We start from the raw sequence: 17,964 nt of genomic DNA on the forward strand, positions 1-17,964 counted from the left end.
TTAGTGGTCGGCAGCGGGCTGATTGATTTCAATCAGGACGCCGTCGCAAGACTTGGGGTGGATAAAGATAACTTGGCAGCCATGCGCACCGGGTGACGGCGCATCTGACAAAAACTGGTAGCCCTTCTCTTTCAAACGCGCGACATCGGCCTCGATGTCATCACTGCGAAAGCACAGGTGATGGATGCCGCCTGGCTTTTTCTCCAGGTACTTGGCGATAGGGCCTTCACCATTAAGCGGGTGAACGAGCTCAATACTGGTCGGGGGAAGCGGGAAAAACGCCGTCGAGGTCTTCGCGCTTTCAACATCTTCAGTGCCTTCAAAAGGCAAACCAAAGTCTTCCATGAAACGTTTGATGGCCTTTTCCAAATCCGGCACAGCGATGGCGATATGGTCTAGTGCAGTGATCATAAATACTCCGAATACGTCAGGGCAAACCGACGCGGGACTTAGCTGCCCCACACCGGTCGCCGTCGATTAGACGAGCTTAAGCAATGTGTTTAAGAAAACCATCGGTCGCAGCGCGACGCTCGGCGGCAATCTGCTCAGGGGTTACCACTTCGATCTTCTCGTCGGGGTTCACTTTGAACAGGGGTTGCCCCTTCTTAATAATCACACCATCGCCGTCGATCAACACCTTCTCGATGGTACCCGAGAACGGTGCAACGACTTTGTTGAACATTTTCATTACTTCAACAATGTAGAGCGTGTCGCCGGCTTCGAAGTGATCACCTTCGTTGACGAATACGTCCATACCCGGCGCTTCGCGCGGGTAGAACATGCCGCCGCTGGCAGCGAGGATTTCGTCTGACTTGGCCACCGGCGGTGGTACCAGCACCTTCGCCATGCGCTTTTGCAGTGCGTCATCGGTGAGACGCTCGGGAATATCAATGCTCAAGTCCGGCTGTACCGCCAAGTCAAAGAACCCAGTGGTTGAGGCAATGTGCGCAAGAATGGCCAATAGCTCCGTTCCCGCCATGTAACCGGCGTGAGCGCTGCGTACTGATGCCCATTCTTCGCTGCTAATACCCTGTGGCGCATCACCCGCGATAGCTTGCTCAATGGCGGTGAAGTCCTGTGTCGCCAACTTCTCTTCCAAGGCCTTGTAGAAGCTAACAGCGTCACTGAGGATCTCTGCATCGTGATCCCAGATCATGTAACGCGCGGGCTTGCCCGTTTCATAATCCATGTTCAAGTAGTGATACAGACGATCGAGCAGAAGAATTGGGTTTTCCAGCCACTGCACGCCGTTGTCGGTCATTTGCAGCGCTTTCTTGTTGATGCTCAGCCAGCCCGACATGTAGTGAGGCTCTGCGAACAGGCGCTCCAGCGGGCGTGTAAACAGCAGCTTTTTGGCATCGAGCACAGCCGCCCACTCCGCGGCCTGATCGCTGTTCTCGTCCAGATAACGCTGGCGAATTTCACCGTAGGCGTAATCCAGGTCGAGCTGATTCGCTTGCTCCTTGAGCAAACCAACCAAGGTCAGATACGGCACGATGAACCGGGTGCTTGGGCGAGCATTGATGCCGTTGCCGATAAACCAATGCACCAAGCCGTAGTGGAACTCCAGGTTGGTTGCCAGATCCTTGCCGCGCAGCTCAGTGCGACGCAGAATCTCCGCCAGGCGCTGGTAGCTGTCCATCCGGGTTTCACCGGTGGTGAGCAGCAGTGCAATGTTTGAGTCGTACGCACCAGCGAGGTGGTACTTCATAAACACGTCGGTATCCGGGTTGTGGGTGGAAATACCCTGGTCATCGCGAATCTCACCGGGAATCGCGTTGGACCAGTTTTCGATAATGCCGCCCGCGTGGGGTTGAAGCGCTTGGTTGGTCGCGTTCATACGCGCTTCCACCGAGGTTTTTTCACGCACAATGCGCTCTGGCTTGGGCAGGCGCTTACCGTGACGGGCCAACAGCGCCATCACTTCGACCAAGCTTTCAACAATAAAGAAGTCGCTGGGGTCATCCGGGTTGGTGAACTTAAGCTTGTAGCACAGCTCAGTAACACGGTGCTCAACCTGAATACGCGTATTCATCTCCATGAAATAGTGCGCTTCACCGTCGACGATACACTCAAAGGTGCCGACAGAGTCGAGTTTTACCGCTTGGCCGAAGATGGCGCCCTCTTCTTCCATTTTTTGAAGAATGACCAGATCTTTCTTCAATTGAGCCAGCTCGCCCTCTTTGCCCTCGGCTTCAGCGACGGCGATGGCGGCAACCAGCTCCTCCTCGGTCACCGACACCTCGAGTAGCTTTTGCTCGTGCATCTGCAATGAGCAGTCGCGACCACCCATCGTCATGCACCACTCACCGTTACCCACCACCTGGATTTCCTGGTGGCGAGTGGTATCGATGTTCATTTCAATCAATACGTTTTTGTTGTCGCCAACACCGTTGGTTTTCAGCTCGATCAAGCACTCGAGCACCAATGAGGGGACATTTTCAGCCGCTTTTTCAACCTTTTCTTCGAGGCTGGCGCCTTCGTAAGAATTGGCCGATTGCAGTATACGCTGACCTTTACCACCGCCACCGGCAATGGCTTTCAGGCGGAAGCGGTTGTTGGGCTTTTCAGCCAACATGCGCTTGGCTTCAACCTGCAGGGCTGCGCCGACGTCGGCGGCATCGATAATATCGATACCCGCTTCATAGGACGCCGCGAGCAACGCCAGGGCTTTTTCTTCATCGTCTTTGCAGCTAGCGAAGTCGACATTGAGGTTATTGTCTTTTGCGCAGGCTTCGAGGCCATCTTTGCCGTATTTGGCAAACAGCGCCAGGCTAGTGGCGTTATTCACACCCGGCGTAACCGATACACCAGTCTCCAGCGCGGTGCGCTTAGCCTGGTCCTTCATACCCGCCGATTTCTGCGTGAATGAACAAGGGCCAATGAAGTTCAGGCCGGCCTTCTCCATCGCTTCGACCATGTCGGCATCTTCCGACATAAAGCCATAGCCCGCGAAGATGGCGTTGTAGCCATTATCGTGGGCAATGCGAATGATCTGCTGGATGCGCTTGTTGCGTTCTTCTTTGGTGGCACCGGTGTAATCCGGCACACGGTGCACACGATCGGGGTCGGTCAGTGTGCGCAGTTCTGGCGCCAGGGCATTGGTATAGGTGATCGAGTCTTTCTCGGACAGCAAAATGCCGTAGCCGTTAATGCCCATTTCGTCGAAAACATCCATCGCTTCTTTACGGATGGGGCCGCGACAAATAATCAATGGTTTCAAGTCTTTACAAGAAAAACTTCTCACCCATTCTGAGTTAGATTTAGCCAGCTGACGGTCTTTGTGGATCAGCGGGTTGTTCAGGTAGTAATTATTGCTTGTCTGCACGTTGATAACCTCTTAAGCGAATCGTCTAGTAGTTGTTGTCGAGCAAGGCTGCTTAGTGGAACTCGCGCTGAGGACCGGACATCGGCTCAGGCGTGTACGCTTTCAAGTGCAGCTCCAATTGCTCGCCCAGGACTTTTCGCAGGTCCGCAGGCATGACGATCTGGGAAATCGATCCCAGGCTCAGTGCTTCATTGGGGTTCATCAGTTCTTTTTCGTAGCGTTGGGTTAACAGCGCTTCTTCTTGCTTTTGCCACTCGGCAACTGCCGCTTCAGCCTGGCTGCGCGCCTCGCCTTCGGCCATGCCAGCAGCAATATTCTGCTGGGTTGCCTCGGCGATGCGAGACTTGATTGAACCACGGATTTTGCGCACTTCATCCTTATACACGTACTCAACCCCTGCAGGCCCCATTACGGCCAGGCGAGTGGTTGGCAACGCGCAGACGAAATCCGCACCCGTTGGATAGTTGTTGAAGGAGGCGTATGCGCCGCCGAAGGCGTTGCGCACAATCATCAGGAAGCGCGGTGTGCGCAGGTCGATAATCGCGTCGAGCATGGCGCGTCCGGCTTGAACAATACCACCCGTTTCCTGGTCGCGACCGGGCAGGAAGCCGGTGGTGTCTTCCATAAAGATCACCGGAATGTTGTAGACATTACAGAAGCGGATGAAACGCGCGTTTTTGTAGGCGGCGTCTATATCGATCTGGCCCGATGACACGGCTGAGTTGTTGGCGACAAAGCCCACAACATTCCCGCCGATACGGCCAAGCGCACAAATGGTGTTACGAGCGCGCTCTGGCTGAATTTCAAAATAGTCGCCGTGATCGCACATCTGTTGAATGATAATGCTGATATCAAAGGGCGTGTTGAAACCGGTTGGGCTGTTAAAGGCCTTCTTCAGCAGCAGGTCGATATCCCAGGTTTTGCGATTCAGTGGGTCAGACGTCGGCTGGAAGGGAGGCTTCGACGATGCGTTGTCTGGCAGGTAGTTCAGCAGCTCTTTAACTTTGCGCAGCGCTGCAACTTCATCGGGCACAACAAAGTCTGTAACGCCAGACTGGCTGTGAACACTGGGGCCACCGAGTTCATCGGCGGTTACGTCTTCACCCAGTACCGACTTAACAACACCTGGGCCAGTCAGGCCAAAGAAGGTGTCGTTGGGCTGAATAACAAATGAGCCCTGACGCGGCAGATAAGCACCGCCACCGGCGTTATAGCCGAACATGCACATAATCGACGGCACCACACCGTTGATCTTACGCAGTGCCGTAAAGGCCTCGGCATAACCGTCAAGGCCGCCGACACCCGCGGGAATGTACGCCCCCGCAGAGTCGTTCATGCCGACCAGGGGAATACCCAGTTTACCGGCAAGCTGGAAAAGATTGGCCAGCTTGGTGCCGTTGGTGGCATCCATGGAACCCGCGCGAACGGTGAAGTCGTGGCCGTACATCGCCACATCGCGACCGTTAACCTTAACAATGGCTGTTACCAGTGAGGCTCCATCGAGGTTTTTACCCCAGTTTTGGTAGAGCACCTTTGGCTCACTGCCATCGTCCGCAAGCACCTGGATACGTTCCCAGATAGTCATGCGTTTCTTTTCGTGTTGCTTTTGAACGCCTTTTATTCCCGCAGCCTTCATTGGGCGCTGCTGCAAGTCGTAACCTGCTTGAAGCGCAGCTTCATAGAGGCCCGGATCGTAGTCAATTTGACCGGGCACAGTGAATTCCAGCTCGGATTTCTGCGCGAATGGATTATTCAGCGAGGGAGTCAATTGCTCTTTTTTACTCATGCCTGTCAGTCCCAGATGCAATATTGTTTTGTTTCCGCACCCGCATACAGGCTGAAGTAATCCACAGCCACTGAATTTCAGGCTGCCTAGATTCCTGCCAACTGGCATGTGAGCGACGGATGATTGAGAACGTGCCGTTCTAGGTGTCATTCCAACGACGGCTTATTTGATTCTCAAAGCGGCGGCTAACATTACTTTAGGGCGGTGGCGCTGTCAATCTGATATGGGTGACCATACCGATCACTATCGATGACAAAATGCTAGATTTTTCATAGGCCTAGCACGTACAATCAGTCTTTGCCAACCCGCTTTCAAGAGCACTATCGCCGCAGCAATGCCCAACCTCCAACGCCGTCCTTTAGCCTATTTTGCAGACAGCAGCCGCTACTTCGAGGCTGTGGCGTCGGCGCCGAATCCAGTGTTTATCGATTCGGGAAAGCCCCACAGCGACCGCGGCCGTTACAGCATCATTAGTGCCGATCCCACCACTATAATCAGCATTGCGCCACGTGATAACACGACTATCGGTATATTGCTTTCACAGGCGGAGGCCGCTATAAAGCAAGCCGTTGCCGGCATGCACAGCGCCGACGATTTGCCCTTCTGCGGCGGGGCGATTGGCTGTATCAACTATGAGCTTGGTGAGGCCAGGGATATGAACCTCTCCCCCTCTGCTGAACTGCCGCTGCTGCACGTTGGCATTTACGACTGGGCAATTATTGTTGACCACCACACGCAGTGCGCAGAGCTGGTGTTACAGCCTGACTGCCAAAGCAAGATAGCGCGCCAGCTGTCGTCATCGGCCCTCGAGCACGCCGTCAACGATGCCACATTTATGCTAACTGCGCCATTTCATAGCCATCTGGACTGGCCGGACTACGCTCGCTGCTTCGAGGCGATTCAGCGCTATATCCTCGACGGTGATTGCTACCAGATCAATCTCACTCGCCAGTTTAGCGCGCCCTACTCAGGCTCCCCGTGGCAGGCGTATAAACGCATGAGAAAGGTCGCCGCAGCGCCCTTTTCCGCCTATCTCGATTTAGGGGAATGCCAGCTGTTATCCCTTTCCCCCGAGCGTTTTATTGAAATCGATAAGGGCAGCATGCTGACCCAGCCCATCAAAGGTACCGCGCCACGATCCCCTGACCCGGTAACGGACAAGGCGAATGCCGAGGCCCTGGAGGCCAGTGAAAAAAATCGCGCGGAAAATGTGATGATCGTCGACCTGCTACGCAATGACCTGGGTAAAAACAGCACAGCGGGCAGTGTGCAGGTCGAGCGTTTGCTTGAGCTGCAAAGCTTTAACACGGTTCATCACTTGGTAAGCACCATTCGCAGTACGCTAAACCCCGAGATCACCGCGCTTCAGGCGCTATTGGATTGCTTTCCGGGCGGCTCCATCACCGGCGCGCCAAAACGACGGGCGATGGAGATTATCGCCGAGCTTGAACCAAACCGACGATCACTGTACTGCGGAAGCGTGTTCTATTTGTCGGCAAGTGGGCGGCTGGACAGCTCGATTACCATTCGAAGCTTTGTTTGCCACAACGGGCAGATTCGCGGCTGGGCCGGCGGCGGCATTGTTGCCGATTCTGAGGCAAAGATGGAATTTGTCGAAACGGAAGAGAAGCTCGGCAAGCTCATGGCGGTGCTTGCCGAGCCCGAGTAGCGCTCGTTACAAGCTCAGGTTGCGGTTAGAGGCCTTCAAAAACTCCAACTTCAGCGCTTCATAGTCGTGCACCGCTGGAAATTGCGGGAACTCTTCGATCACATTGCTCGGTGCTTTGAACAAAATACCGGCGTCTGCTTCCGCGAGCATGGTGGTGTCATTGTATGAATCACCAGCGGCAATAATGCGGTAATACAGGGTTTTCAGCGCCAATACCGACTGGCGTTTAGGGTTTACTTGGCGAATTTTATAGTCGACCACCTTTCCGACATTGTCGGTTTCCAGCTTGTGACACAGCAGGGTTGGCCAGCCGAGCTGGGCCATCAATGGCGCAGCAAACTCGTAAAAGGTGTCGGAGAGGATCACCACCTGAAAGCGTGCCCGCAGCCAATCCAAAAACTCGCGCGCGCCTTCCATCGGCCGCATATCGGCAATCACCGCTTGAATATCGGGCAGACCAAGGCCGTTTTCGTCCAGTAAACGAAGACGTTGCTGCATCAGCACATCGTAGTCGGGAATATCGCGGGTCGTCGCTTTTAGCGCCTCAATACCCGTGCGTTCGGCGAAGTCGATCCAGATTTCCGGAATCAGTACACCTTCCAGGTCCAGGCATGCGATTTCCACGGCGAAAGTCTCCTCAAGTAAAAAAGGCGGTCAATCTAACGGCTTGCCCCGCTAAAAGCAACGCCTCAGGTCAACACCGGAGCGATCTCGCTAAAGGGTGGGCAACTCGATAGGCGCAAACAGCGCTTCCAGGTCGGCTTTGCTATGGCATTGGTAGGCCTGGTCAACGAGCTCCGGCGTCAGATGCGGAGCAAATAATTCGACAAAGTCGTACATAAATTTGCGCATATACGTGCCGCGGCGAAAGCCCACTTTGGTAACGCTGGCTTCAAAAAGGTGGCTGGCATCGAGGGCAACCAAGTCGCTATCAACCTCGGGGTCGTAAGCCATTTGCGCGACAATACCTATGCCCAGGCCAAGTCTGACATAGGTTTTGATAACGTCGGCATCGGTGGCTGTGAACACGACTTTAGGCTCCAAGCCGCGCTGTAAAAACGCATCGTCTAATTTTGAGCGTCCCGTGAAACCAAATACGTAAGTGACGATAGGATGGGCAGCAACATCCTCCACAGATAGCTTGGAGACGCTGGCTAAAGGATGATCTCGCGGCACCAGTATCGCCCGGTTCCAGCGATAGCAAGGCATCATTATCAGGTCGCTAAACAGCTCCAGAGCCTCAGTGGCGATGGCGAAGTCCACACCGAAATTCGCCGCCAGCTCCGATATTTGCATGGGCGTTCCCTGGTGCATGTGCAGGGACACATCGGGATAGCGCTCGATAAAGGTTTTGATCACCGGCGGCAATGCGTAGCGCGCCTGCGTGTGCGTGGTGGCGATAGACAGGCTGCCTTTGCTCGGGTTTTTAAACTCCTGAGCAATGCTTTTGATGCCCTCAGCCTTGTGCAGTATTTCTCCGGCTTCTTTTAATATTGCCTCGCCCGCCGGCGTTACCCGTGTCAGATGTTTGCCATTGCGCGCGAAGATTTCCACGCCCAGCTCATCCTCTAGCATGCGAATTTGCTTACTGATCCCTGGTTGGGAGGTAAACAAGCTCTGCGCCGTTGCGGATACGTTCATCTCGTGATGGGCCACTTCCCAGATGTAGCGTAACTGCTGAAGTTTCATTGATTATTGTCTCCAAATACAACGGCTAAGCCTGTGGGGCGTTAGCAATACCGTGCGGGACATGCCCGGCTGGCACATGTTCACTGGCTGATTCACAGTGACTTTGCTGATCGTCGAAAAATACATCCGCACCATAGGCTTTCAAGAACTCGCCCTTTTCAAGGCCACCCAAAAATAGTGACTCATCGATCCGGATATTCCATTCGCGCAGTGTACGTATCACGCGCTTGTGCGCCGGTGCAGACCGGGCGGTCACCAAGGCAGTTCGAATTGGCGGCGCGTCCGATGGGAATTCTCGCTGTAAGGTATTTAGTGCTGACAGGAAGGGTTTAAAGGGGCCGCCACTCAGCGGGCGGTCCGCCGCCTCCACTTCACTGGCTGTAAAGGCCTCCAGCCCCTGCTGTTTGTATATCTGTTCTGCCTCATCGGAAAACAGCACGGCATCACCGTCGAAAGCAAAACGCAGTTCGCGCTGCGTTGACTGCTCAGACTTTTTACTGCGTGGTAACAAGGTCGCTGCAGCAACGCCGTTTTCAAGTGCTCGACGCACGTCTTCGGCATGGGTGGATAAAAACAGGTGGCAGCCAAACGCCGACACGTAATTGTAGGGACTCGCCCCACCACTAAAGGCGGCACGGCGTATGTTCAAACCGTAGTGCTCGATAGAGTTAAATATCCGCAGGCCGGTATCCGCGGAATTGCGAGACAATAAAATAACCTCAACGCGCGGTTCTTTCAGCAAGTCGTTAAGTTTGAGTAAGCGCTCAACAATATTGAAGGCCTCGCCTTTATCGAGCACCTCATCTTCGCGATCGATTTGATATTGTTGATACGCGTCCAGCCCCTGCGTTTCAAACACCTGATGACTGTCATCCAAGTTAAACAGCGCCCGTGATGAAATCGCAACGACTAACTTGTCTTCAAATCCCTTGGGCATGAATGTCCCTCAATACGTAGCGCCTCCACTATACAAGATGGCGAAGTGCAGACAAGAGCCGAAGCTAGAATTGCAAACGCTGCCAGTTCATCGAGCGCGGCTTGCTGCCCTGACGAATCAAGGCGATATCGTCGATTAATGCCTGGGAAAATACAGCCGCTATCGATGTGGCGGCGATGCCCTCGCTACTGACATTCGCCGACAATACCCCAACCGCTTTCATTCCCTCGCGCAGCATGGCGCCACTTTGGCCCGGCTGATTCAAGCAGTCGAGCCCGACAAGAGCAAGGTCACCACCTACCTCACTGCGCGGACTCGTCTGACAGCGACTCAACCACAAACCGCCAGAGAACGACGCGCTTGGGTAGGAAACTATCTCTATGGTGGCATCATTTGCAGACAGCGCTGCCAATGGCGCGCCGATAAAGCGCCCAGTAATCGGCAAGGCAAGCTGTACGAGTGCTACGTCACTACCTGCATAGGCAGCGAGGTCGCCAGCAAGCAATTGTGCATGCTTGTGGTCCAATGTCCACGCCGCCACCGCCGGGATTCCCGGGTTTTGCGCGCCATCGCGCGCCGGGTAGAACACCACCGAATGCGCTCTGCGTGCAGGCGAGCGCGGTTCAAACAAACAGTGCGCTGCCGTTATCAGCCAGCGCCGTGTTAATGCCGTGGCAGTACACCAGGCGTCCCCCTTGCGGTACTGGCTGTATAAGCGCCCCACTTGCCATTGCTGGACGCCAGCCTGTGGCCAAACACGGACTCTTCGGGCCTGCGCGTTAATAAAAAACACCGCACCACTGCTCTGCTCGCGTTGCGGCGTTGCGGCGCTAAACACCAGTTCAGGTCTGCCCTGCTCCCCCGCTAGCAGGTAATAGCCCGGATGCACAGGCAACGCGAGGCCGCGGCGACCGTCAATGGACACCCTTGGCAGAAACTCAGCAAGTCGATTGCTTAGCGCCAGGGCTTTATCCCGATAAATCATCGGCTGTCGATGGAATTCCCGGCGCAGGCGGCGCACCGCAGCCGACACGCTGAAATCTTGCGACGCCCCGAACAAAACATGGGCGACTCTTATGAGACGCAGTTGATCGCGGGCCTCCACCGAGGTCGCCAGCGCAGCATAATTCGCAGACTCAGCAACGGCCTGTTGCGTTGCGGGCCCGCTGAAAAAAATCGCCCATGCAAAATCTGCCGCCAGAGTCGGGCAGCGCTCGATAAGGCGACGTTGTGCCTGCATCGCCTGCCAAGCCGACACACTGATATAAAGCGCATCGTCGGCGTCTGCAGGTGAATAGCGCGGCGGGCATTGATTGTCGGACCACGCCGGAGAAACACCGAGCAGAAACACTGTCAGGGTAAACCAGAGGGCGGTAGAATTACGCGGGACGCGACAGCGGTAATCTCTCAACAGGCTTCGGAGCGGCAACATATCTTGCATAATACAACCTGGTTGGAATTTGATGCAGCGGCACTGCGCCACAATCTCGCTGTTGTGAAACAGTTAGCGCCGGGCGGCGCTATCTTAGCCATGCTCAAGGCCAATGGCTACGGTCACGGCGCGAATTGGGTTGCCGACACCCTGGGTGAACGCGCTCAGGGCTTTGGCTTGGCGCGCCTGTGTGAAGCACTGGCACTGCGCGAACACGCGCCGTCCAAACGTTTGCTTCTGCTCGGCACCTTGGTTGATGACAACACGCTTAAACACTGCGCCGAGGCGCGCCTGGACTTGGTTATTCATCGCCTTGAGGATGCACAACGGCTTTCCGGCGCTCGCTTAACTACCCCCCTGTCAATTTGGCTTAAGCGGAATGTCGGCATGAACCGTTTGGGCATGACCCATGAGGATTTTGTGGCCGCGCAGCAGCTTCTCGTCGGTAGCAAAAATGTGAAAGAAGTGATTCATATGAGCCACTTTAGTGATGCCGATACACCTCGGGCGGAAGTCACCGAAGAACAGGCTGAGCGTCTGTTCAGCAGCAGTCGAGCACTGGGCAAATTCCCTTTAAGCCTGGCTAATTCCGCCGCGATTATTGCCCACCCGCACACCCATGCACAGTGGCAGCGGCCAGGCATTATGCTCTACGGCGACGACCCCACGGGGACATTAACGGGCGATAACGCGCTGCGCCCGGTGATGCACTTCAAGAGCCGGATTATCGCGCTTAAAACCGTTCACCCGGGCGACGGCGTCGGTTACGGGCGGCGTTGGCAGGCCAGGGAACAACGCCTCATCGCCACTATTGGTGCTGGCTATGCCGATGGCTACCCGCGCCACGCCACTGACGGTACACCGCTAATGGTGAATGGTCAGCGCGCCTCGTTGGCCGGGCGTGTTTCCATGGACTTACTCACCGCCGACGTCACTGACGTCGAGCACGTTAAGGTTGGCGACGAGGTCACCCTTTGGGGCCAGGGCGTGAGTGCCGCGGAGGTCGCCGAGCGCTGCGGCACCATCAGCTATGAGCTGTTCACTCAGGTGTCATCACGGGTTGAGCGCTACTATGACTAAACGCACCGCTGGCAACGTTCACCGCCTGCGCAGCGGCGCAAGCAATGGCCTCTACGCCCTATTAACCTTGGTGCTTGCCGCCGGTCTTGCATGGCTGCTATCAGCGCAGCTCAACTACTTTTACGGCTTTTTTCACGACCATATCGGCATCGCTGAAACCATCGCGGAATACGGCCCCCAAAATCGCTTTAAAGATGACTTTGAAACAACTGACCGAGCACAGCGCATCACGCTCTTTGCCGAGATTGTTCGCGCCGTGCACAGCGATGGTGAAGGCCTTAAGGAGATAAGCTATCGCGCCGCAGGGCGAACCCGCGCTGTCGCCCTGTTGCACGAGGCGGAAATTATCCACCTCCAAGATGTCGCGCATCTGATTGGTGCAACTCGCTTGCTCGTTATCCTTACCGCGATGCTCTGGGCCGTTTGGACATTGGCAAAAATACGCCGCAAGGCGCCCTTCCCGCCTCTGACTCAGCAACTGGGTAAATTACTTGGCGTCTCTGTGTTAATAGCTGGCCTGCTGGGCGTTTTTGGCTTTGAAGCGGTGTTCTACCAACTGCATATTTGGGTGTTTCCGGCAGAGCACCAATGGTTTTTCTATTACCAAGACTCGCTGATGTCGACCATGATGCAAGCGCCAGTGTTATTTGCCTATATTGGCGGCAGCATTGCGGCGCTCGGCGTTGCGCTCTTTTGCGCTATAACGGCGCTATTGCACCGTTATTCGCGCAAAAATGCGGGGAAGTAAGTCGTCGCGTTGGCAGGATTTAAAAGGGCCAAAACGTCTCGGGTATTCGTCCCTGGCGCAGTAAAGAGGCCACATCCATACCAACCGCGACACCGGCATGAACGAAAAAGCCGCCCCAGATAGATCGCGAGCGCAGCGCCAATATACCCAGAAACAACCCAAACAGGATGGCACCCACCGCTTCAGGCCACAGCTTCGGAAAGTGGATCATCAGATAGGGAACACACATTACCCAGATTGCATTCGCGCCGATGGCCGGACGCAAGCCTTGCAGCACAAAGCCGCGAAAGAAGAACTCCAGGCAGATAAACTGGGTGAGGTACAGAAGCTCCCAACTAATGAAGTCAAACCAGCTTCTACCCGCCTGTTTATAGAAGGGATAGTGCTGTAAAAAATCGGGCCGAAAACTGGCCAGGTAAATGAACACAAGAATTGGACTGAGCAACAGCAGATAGCCCTGCCAGTGCCGATGGGTGTCCCCCCAGCCCCAGCCAAAATGGCGCATGCGCTCGCCCATTACTCGGCGAATTATCAGCCACGGCAGCAGCACGTAGCCAACCACATGCCAAGTGGTCCACCACAGGTAGGATAGCAACTCACCATAGCCACTGCGACGCAGCTCCCACCACCAATAGTTCGGTGTACGCCCCTGCACTTCACTGAGCCACTGGAGCAGGGTTTGCAAGCTAGAGGAAAACTTTAAGTAGTGGATGAGTAGCAAACTCACGGACACACAGGCCAGCACCGCAAAAACCCGCCTGAGCGCCGCCGGGCGCGATAAACGGTAACTATCTGCGTCGGCATCGATATCGTCGAGAAGAACGAGAATTCGCCGTGGGTTCAGGCGCTGCAATGCGCCAGATAAGCTAGCGCCTATACCGCTCATTCGCGCGCTTCCGCTGAGCCATTGCTGCCCAGGCGCTCACGCGTCAACGCAAAAACCACCGGACTGAGCAGTAGCAATGCCAGCAAGTTCGGCAGCGCCATCAGCGCGTTCAGGGTATCGGCCAATAGCCAGATAAAATCGAGCTCCGCCATCGCGCCGAGGGGAATTGCCGCGACCCAGGCCAGGCGGAAGGCAAAAATAGCGTGAGTGCCAAAAAAATACACCACGCAGCGCTCGCCGTAGTAGGCCCAGCCCAGCATGGTGGTAAACGCAAAGACCGCCAAGCCCACGGACACAATAAAGTCACCGCCGCCGATCAAGCTGTCGAAGGCCAACGCCGACAGCGCCGCGCCACTTTCGCCGCCCAGCCATGCCCCAGACAACAGAATGACAAAGCCAGTAATGCTGCACACCAAAATGGTATCGATGAAGGTGCCCAGCATGGCGATCAGGCCCTGGTTCACCGAGTTGTGTGTTCGTGCGGCGGCGTGGGCAATTGGCGCACTGCCCAAGCCAGCCTCGTTGGAAAATATTCCCCGCGCCACACCAAAGCGTATCGCGGCCACCACACTCGCGCCGGCAAATCCACCAACCGCCGCCGCGCCATTAAAGGCGGCATCGACTACCAGTAAGAACAGTGCCGGAATTTCGCTAATATTCATCGCAATAATAACGAGGCCCATCGCCATATACGCCACCGCCATGATGGGCACTAGCACGCCGGCAACCGAGGCGATGCGCTTCACCCCGCCCAACACCACCAGCGCAACCGCTGTTGCCAGCACCGCGCCGGTTACCCATACCGGCAGAGAAAACGTGGCGTGAAGCGCATCGGCCACAGAGTTAGCCTGAACCGTATTGCCAATGCCAAAGCCCGCAAAGACACCGAAAAATGCAAAGGTTGCCGCCAGCCAACGCCACTTTGGCCCCAGACCATTTTTTATGTAATACATCGGGCCGCCGCTGAAGTTGCCCTGCTCGTCTTGTTCGCGATAGTGCACGGCACAGACCGCCTCGGCGTACTTGGTTGCCATACCCACCAATGCTGTGCACCACATCCAAAACAGCGCACCGGGACCGCCGAGCGCGATCGCTGTGGCAACACCGGCGATATTGCCGGTGCCGATCGTTGCTGATAAGGAGGTCATTAAGGCCTGAAAGGGACTGATATCGCCGCTGTCCTGCTCGCCTTTGCGACCGCGAAATAACAGACCAAAGGCCTGGGGGATTCTGCGCAGTGGCATAAAGCCCAGCCCCAACATCAGGTAGGCCCCGGTGCCGAGAATAAGAATAAGCATGGGCCAGCCCCACACCAGACCATTGAGGCCGCCAATGACCGATGTAATTATTTCCATAGCGCTACCTTATCGTTGTTATTGGGTCGCGGTGCATAGTCGCAGCTGGCCCGCTAATAGCAGGTCAAATAGTCATCCACCCAATGAAGTAAAATGCTGCCGATGCGGGAAGACGCCAAAAATGCCGCCGGTATGCACAAAGACGATGTCCCCGTCGTCACCAAAGCGGCCGTTGTCGCGCTCTTCCAGCAACGCATGAAAGGCCTTCCCTGTGTACACAGGGTCCAGAATAAGGCCCTCGGTCGCGGCAAGGTCAGCGATGGTTTCATAAACCTTTTCGTCGGCCAACGCATAGCCCGGCCCAACGTAACCATCGATAACACTCACTTGTAAGTCGTCCAATGCGACGTCTAAGTCGTAACGGTGCTGCCAATCATGCAGGTCTTGGGCCACTTTATTTAAGAACCACGCTTCATCGTCGCAGACATTCACGCCCCACACGCGGCTACCGGCCAGATAATAGTGGGCTCCAGCGGTCAAGCCAGCCTGGGTGCCGCCGGATCCGGTTGCGCAGATAATATGGCGTGGACGAATGTCATGGTGGCGAAAATCGTCGGCTAACTCGGCACACGCCGAGAAATAGCCCCAAACCCCCACCGCATCGGATGCTCCGGTGGGTATGATAAACGCGCGCCGCCCTCTGTCGGCGTAGTACTGCTGCCACTGCGCGAGTAACTGCGGCAGCTGAGCCTGAAATTGCTTGGCGGGATAAGCCGAAATCTGGGCGCCCGCTAATTGGTCGAGCAGTAAATTTCCATCGGCATGCTCGGGCTTCTCGCCGCGCAGTAGCAGGTGGCACTTCAAACCGAGCTGAGCGCACAGCAAGGCGGTGGCCCGACAATGGTTGGACTGTAAGCCACCACAGGTAATGATGGTGTCACAGCCCTCTTCCAACGCCTGCGCCAAACTGAATTCCAGCTTGCGTATTTTATTGCCAGACAGTGCGCAGCCCGTTAGGTCGTCGCGCTTCACCCATATGCGCGGACCAGGACGAGCTTCCTGCAGGCGTGTCAGAAGCTGGAGCGGTGTTGGTAGATTGGCTAGGCCCAGACGTGGGGGCGTGAACTGAGTCGGGATAGTCATGTGAAACCCGCAATCGCTCGTTTATGACGTGAAATGAAAACGGGGCGCTTGATGCGCCCCGTTTACGGTATTAAATGGCTTTGAGCGTGCCCTTGGGCAGCACTGCATGCACGGCAACGCGCTGGAACTTCAGCTCTACGTTGTCCGCAACACTCAACACAACATAGTCATCGTCAAGCTTGGTGACTTTGCCGAGAATACCCGCACTGGTGACCACCTCGTCGCCTTTTGCCAGAGCGGCGACCATTGCCGCGTGCTCTTTTTGACGCTTGCGCTGAGGACGAATCGCAATGAAGTAAAAAAGGCCGAACATCAGCACCAGAAAGCCGATTTGGAACAACTCACCGCCCGGAGGGGCGCCTGCAGCGCCAGCAGTTTGTGCGTGGGCTTGAGAGATAAAAAAGCTCATCGTGTTTCCTTAAACAAAACTAAAAAAGCCGGGCGAAAGCCCTCAATTTGGGCTGCTCAGCAGATCCCGAGCGAAATATAGTACACAAGGCCCAGATTCAAAGCGAGATGTCATAGTCCATTATAAAAGGCGCATGATCGGAAAAGCGTTCTTCGCGGTATACCCAGCCATCGCGAATGCTATCGATGAGCCCGGGGGTGACCACATGGTAGTCGAGCCGCCAACCAACATTGTTGGCATAGGCCTGCCCTCGGTTTGACCACCAGGTGTATACCGCCTCGGTGTTAATCTGCCGAAAGGCGTCAACAAAACCCGCTTCGTCATAGAGCTTATCCAGCCACGCCCGCTCGTGGGGCAAAAAGCCTGAATTTTTGCGATTCGCGCGCCAGTTTTTTAGGTCAATTTCGCGGTGGCACATATTCCAGTCGCCACAAATGATCAGCTCCCTGCCCTGGGCTTTTAGCTCGACAAAATGCGGGTATATCTTTTCCAGAAAATCATCTTTCTTCTGCTGCGCCGCATCACTGCTTGAGCCGGAGGGCATATAAAGAGAGATAACACTGAGCTCGTCGTAGTCGGCTCTGACATACCGCCCCTCGCTGTCCAGCGGGTCCCAGCCCAGCTCGCAAACAAAGCGTTGTGGTGGCGTGCGACAATAGATGGCCGTGCCGCTATACCCTTTCTTGTGCGCATCATTGAAGGCCGATACATAACCCTGGGGGTGGAACAGTGGGTCACTTAGCTGGTGTTGCTGAGCCTTGGTTTCCTGAATACAAACCACATCAGCCTGCTGAGTTTCCAGCCAGGAATAGAAACCCTTGCGAGCTGCTGCTCGAATACCGTTGGTGTTTACGGTAATTACGCGCACCACGTACCCTCCAAAAAATGGCCGAGCTTAGCAGACCCGGCCTGCCGGCGAGTACTGCTGTACATTTTTTTTCACCAAATTCAATGTTTTGAAGCCATATAACGTCACCCATACAGAGCATGTTGTTCCGCGTCGCTTACCCTAGAATCAGGGTCGATAACAACCGCATTGCGGCAACATAAAGACCAAACAGGAACATTCGCTATGAACGCCAGCTCCGCTGACCAACTCTTACAGATCGAGGCGATTAAACGTCTCAAATATGTTTACTTGCGCGCAGTAGATACCCACGACTGGCAATTATTGGAAAGCACGCTCAGTGAAGACTGCGTTGCCCGCTACGACGGCGGCAAATATAGCTTCGACAACCGCAGCGAACTCATCGCTGGCCTGCGCGGCCACATGGATAGCCCCAATGTACTAACCATGCACAATGGCCACCACCCTGAAATCGAGTTGCTCAGCGAAAGTGAGGCACGCGGAAAGTGGTACCTGCAGGACCTCGTGTTCAATAAAGAGCAAAACTGGATGCTGTTTGGCACAGCCATCTACACGGATCACTATCGCCTGGATAATGGTGAGTGGAAAATTTGCCGAACGGAATATGAGCGGATAATGGAAACCATCAATGCGCCGATTCCATCGACCCTGAGCTTTACCCACAGTATGTTTGAAAAGAAATAGGCAACCCAGA

Annotated in this window: 16 protein-coding genes; 4 read left to right on the forward strand and 12 right to left on the reverse strand. The window is 55.2% G+C overall.

Annotated features, from left to right (window positions below; genetic code table 11):
- The 3 genes from mce to HNR64_RS04745 form a co-directional block, all read right to left on the reverse strand.
- Nucleotides 1–411: a methylmalonyl-CoA epimerase gene (gene mce / locus HNR64_RS04735; RefSeq protein ID WP_027872522.1), complete on the reverse strand. Its 411-nt coding sequence runs from the start codon at nt 409–411 to the stop codon at nt 1–3.
- Nucleotides 412–487: 76 nt separating this feature from the next.
- Nucleotides 488–3,328 (reverse strand): ATP-binding protein, encoded by a 2,841-nt coding sequence (locus HNR64_RS04740; RefSeq protein ID WP_204995395.1) that lies wholly within the window; start codon nt 3,326–3,328, stop codon nt 488–490.
- A gap of 52 nt (nt 3,329–3,380) precedes the next feature.
- Entirely contained in the window at nt 3,381–5,114 is a 1,734-nt protein-coding gene (locus tag HNR64_RS04745) for an acyl-CoA carboxylase subunit beta (protein WP_204995396.1), read from the reverse strand.
- 334 nt (nt 5,115–5,448) lie between these two features.
- On the opposite strand from HNR64_RS04745, the gene pabB reads away from it, so the two are divergent.
- Nucleotides 5,449–6,783 (forward strand): aminodeoxychorismate synthase component I, encoded by a 1,335-nt coding sequence (pabB, locus tag HNR64_RS04750; RefSeq protein WP_204995397.1) that lies wholly within the window; start codon nt 5,449–5,451, stop codon nt 6,781–6,783.
- Nucleotides 6,784–6,789: 6 nt separating this feature from the next.
- Here pabB and thrH read toward each other — a convergent pair whose 3' ends face one another.
- The 4 genes from thrH to HNR64_RS04770 form a co-directional block, all read right to left on the reverse strand.
- Nucleotides 6,790–7,407 (reverse strand): bifunctional phosphoserine phosphatase/homoserine phosphotransferase ThrH, encoded by a 618-nt coding sequence (gene thrH / locus HNR64_RS04755; RefSeq protein WP_027872526.1) that lies wholly within the window; start codon nt 7,405–7,407, stop codon nt 6,790–6,792.
- Nucleotides 7,408–7,497: 90 nt separating this feature from the next.
- Nucleotides 7,498–8,472, reverse strand: coding sequence for an HTH-type transcriptional regulator CysB (gene cysB / locus HNR64_RS04760; RefSeq protein WP_204995398.1), 975 nt, complete (start codon nt 8,470–8,472; stop codon nt 7,498–7,500).
- Nucleotides 8,473–8,497: 25 nt separating this feature from the next.
- A complete protein-coding gene (locus HNR64_RS04765; RefSeq protein WP_027872528.1) occupies nt 8,498–9,409 on the reverse strand; it encodes a 5'-nucleotidase in 912 nt (303 codons plus the stop codon).
- A gap of 64 nt (nt 9,410–9,473) precedes the next feature.
- Nucleotides 9,474–10,850 (reverse strand): trypsin-like serine peptidase, encoded by a 1,377-nt coding sequence (locus HNR64_RS04770; RefSeq protein WP_204995400.1) that lies wholly within the window; start codon nt 10,848–10,850, stop codon nt 9,474–9,476.
- Here HNR64_RS04770 and alr point away from each other — a divergent pair.
- Both alr and HNR64_RS04780 read left to right on the forward strand, forming a co-directional pair.
- A complete protein-coding gene (alr, locus tag HNR64_RS04775; protein ID WP_204995402.1) occupies nt 10,845–11,921 on the forward strand; it encodes an alanine racemase in 1,077 nt (358 codons plus the stop codon). The two genes, HNR64_RS04770 and alr, sit on opposite strands and share 6 nt — an antisense overlap.
- Complete coding sequence (locus HNR64_RS04780; RefSeq protein WP_204995403.1) at nt 11,914–12,669, forward strand: lipoprotein intramolecular transacylase Lit; 756 nt, start codon at nt 11,914–11,916, stop codon at nt 12,667–12,669. Before alr ends, HNR64_RS04780 begins: the two co-directional genes overlap by 8 nt.
- Before the next feature lie 19 nt (nt 12,670–12,688).
- Here the strand turns inward: HNR64_RS04780 and HNR64_RS04785 are convergent, their stop codons facing one another.
- The 5 genes from HNR64_RS04785 to HNR64_RS04805 form a co-directional block, all read right to left on the reverse strand.
- A complete protein-coding gene (locus HNR64_RS04785) occupies nt 12,689–13,555 on the reverse strand; it encodes a CPBP family intramembrane glutamic endopeptidase (RefSeq protein ID WP_204995404.1) in 867 nt (288 codons plus the stop codon).
- Complete coding sequence (locus HNR64_RS04790; RefSeq protein WP_204995405.1) at nt 13,552–14,910, reverse strand: alanine/glycine:cation symporter family protein; 1,359 nt, start codon at nt 14,908–14,910, stop codon at nt 13,552–13,554. Before HNR64_RS04790 ends, HNR64_RS04785 begins: the two co-directional genes overlap by 4 nt.
- Nucleotides 14,911–14,982: 72 nt before the next feature.
- Entirely contained in the window at nt 14,983–15,993 is a 1,011-nt protein-coding gene (locus HNR64_RS04795; RefSeq protein WP_204995407.1) for a D-cysteine desulfhydrase family protein, read from the reverse strand.
- 70 nt (nt 15,994–16,063) lie between these two features.
- Complete coding sequence (yajC, locus tag HNR64_RS04800; protein ID WP_027872534.1) at nt 16,064–16,402, reverse strand: preprotein translocase subunit YajC; 339 nt, start codon at nt 16,400–16,402, stop codon at nt 16,064–16,066.
- A gap of 97 nt (nt 16,403–16,499) precedes the next feature.
- Entirely contained in the window at nt 16,500–17,270 is a 771-nt protein-coding gene (locus HNR64_RS04805) for an exodeoxyribonuclease III (protein ID WP_204995408.1), read from the reverse strand.
- 204 nt (nt 17,271–17,474) lie between these two features.
- On the opposite strand from HNR64_RS04805, the gene HNR64_RS04810 reads away from it, so the two are divergent.
- Complete coding sequence (locus HNR64_RS04810; RefSeq protein ID WP_204995410.1) at nt 17,475–17,954, forward strand: nuclear transport factor 2 family protein; 480 nt, start codon at nt 17,475–17,477, stop codon at nt 17,952–17,954.
- Nucleotides 17,955–17,964: the final 10 nt, after the last annotated feature.

Origin of the sequence: Spongiibacter marinus, assembly GCF_016906995.1 — a bacterium.
Taxonomy (GTDB): Bacteria; Pseudomonadota; Gammaproteobacteria; order Pseudomonadales; family Spongiibacteraceae; genus Spongiibacter; species Spongiibacter marinus.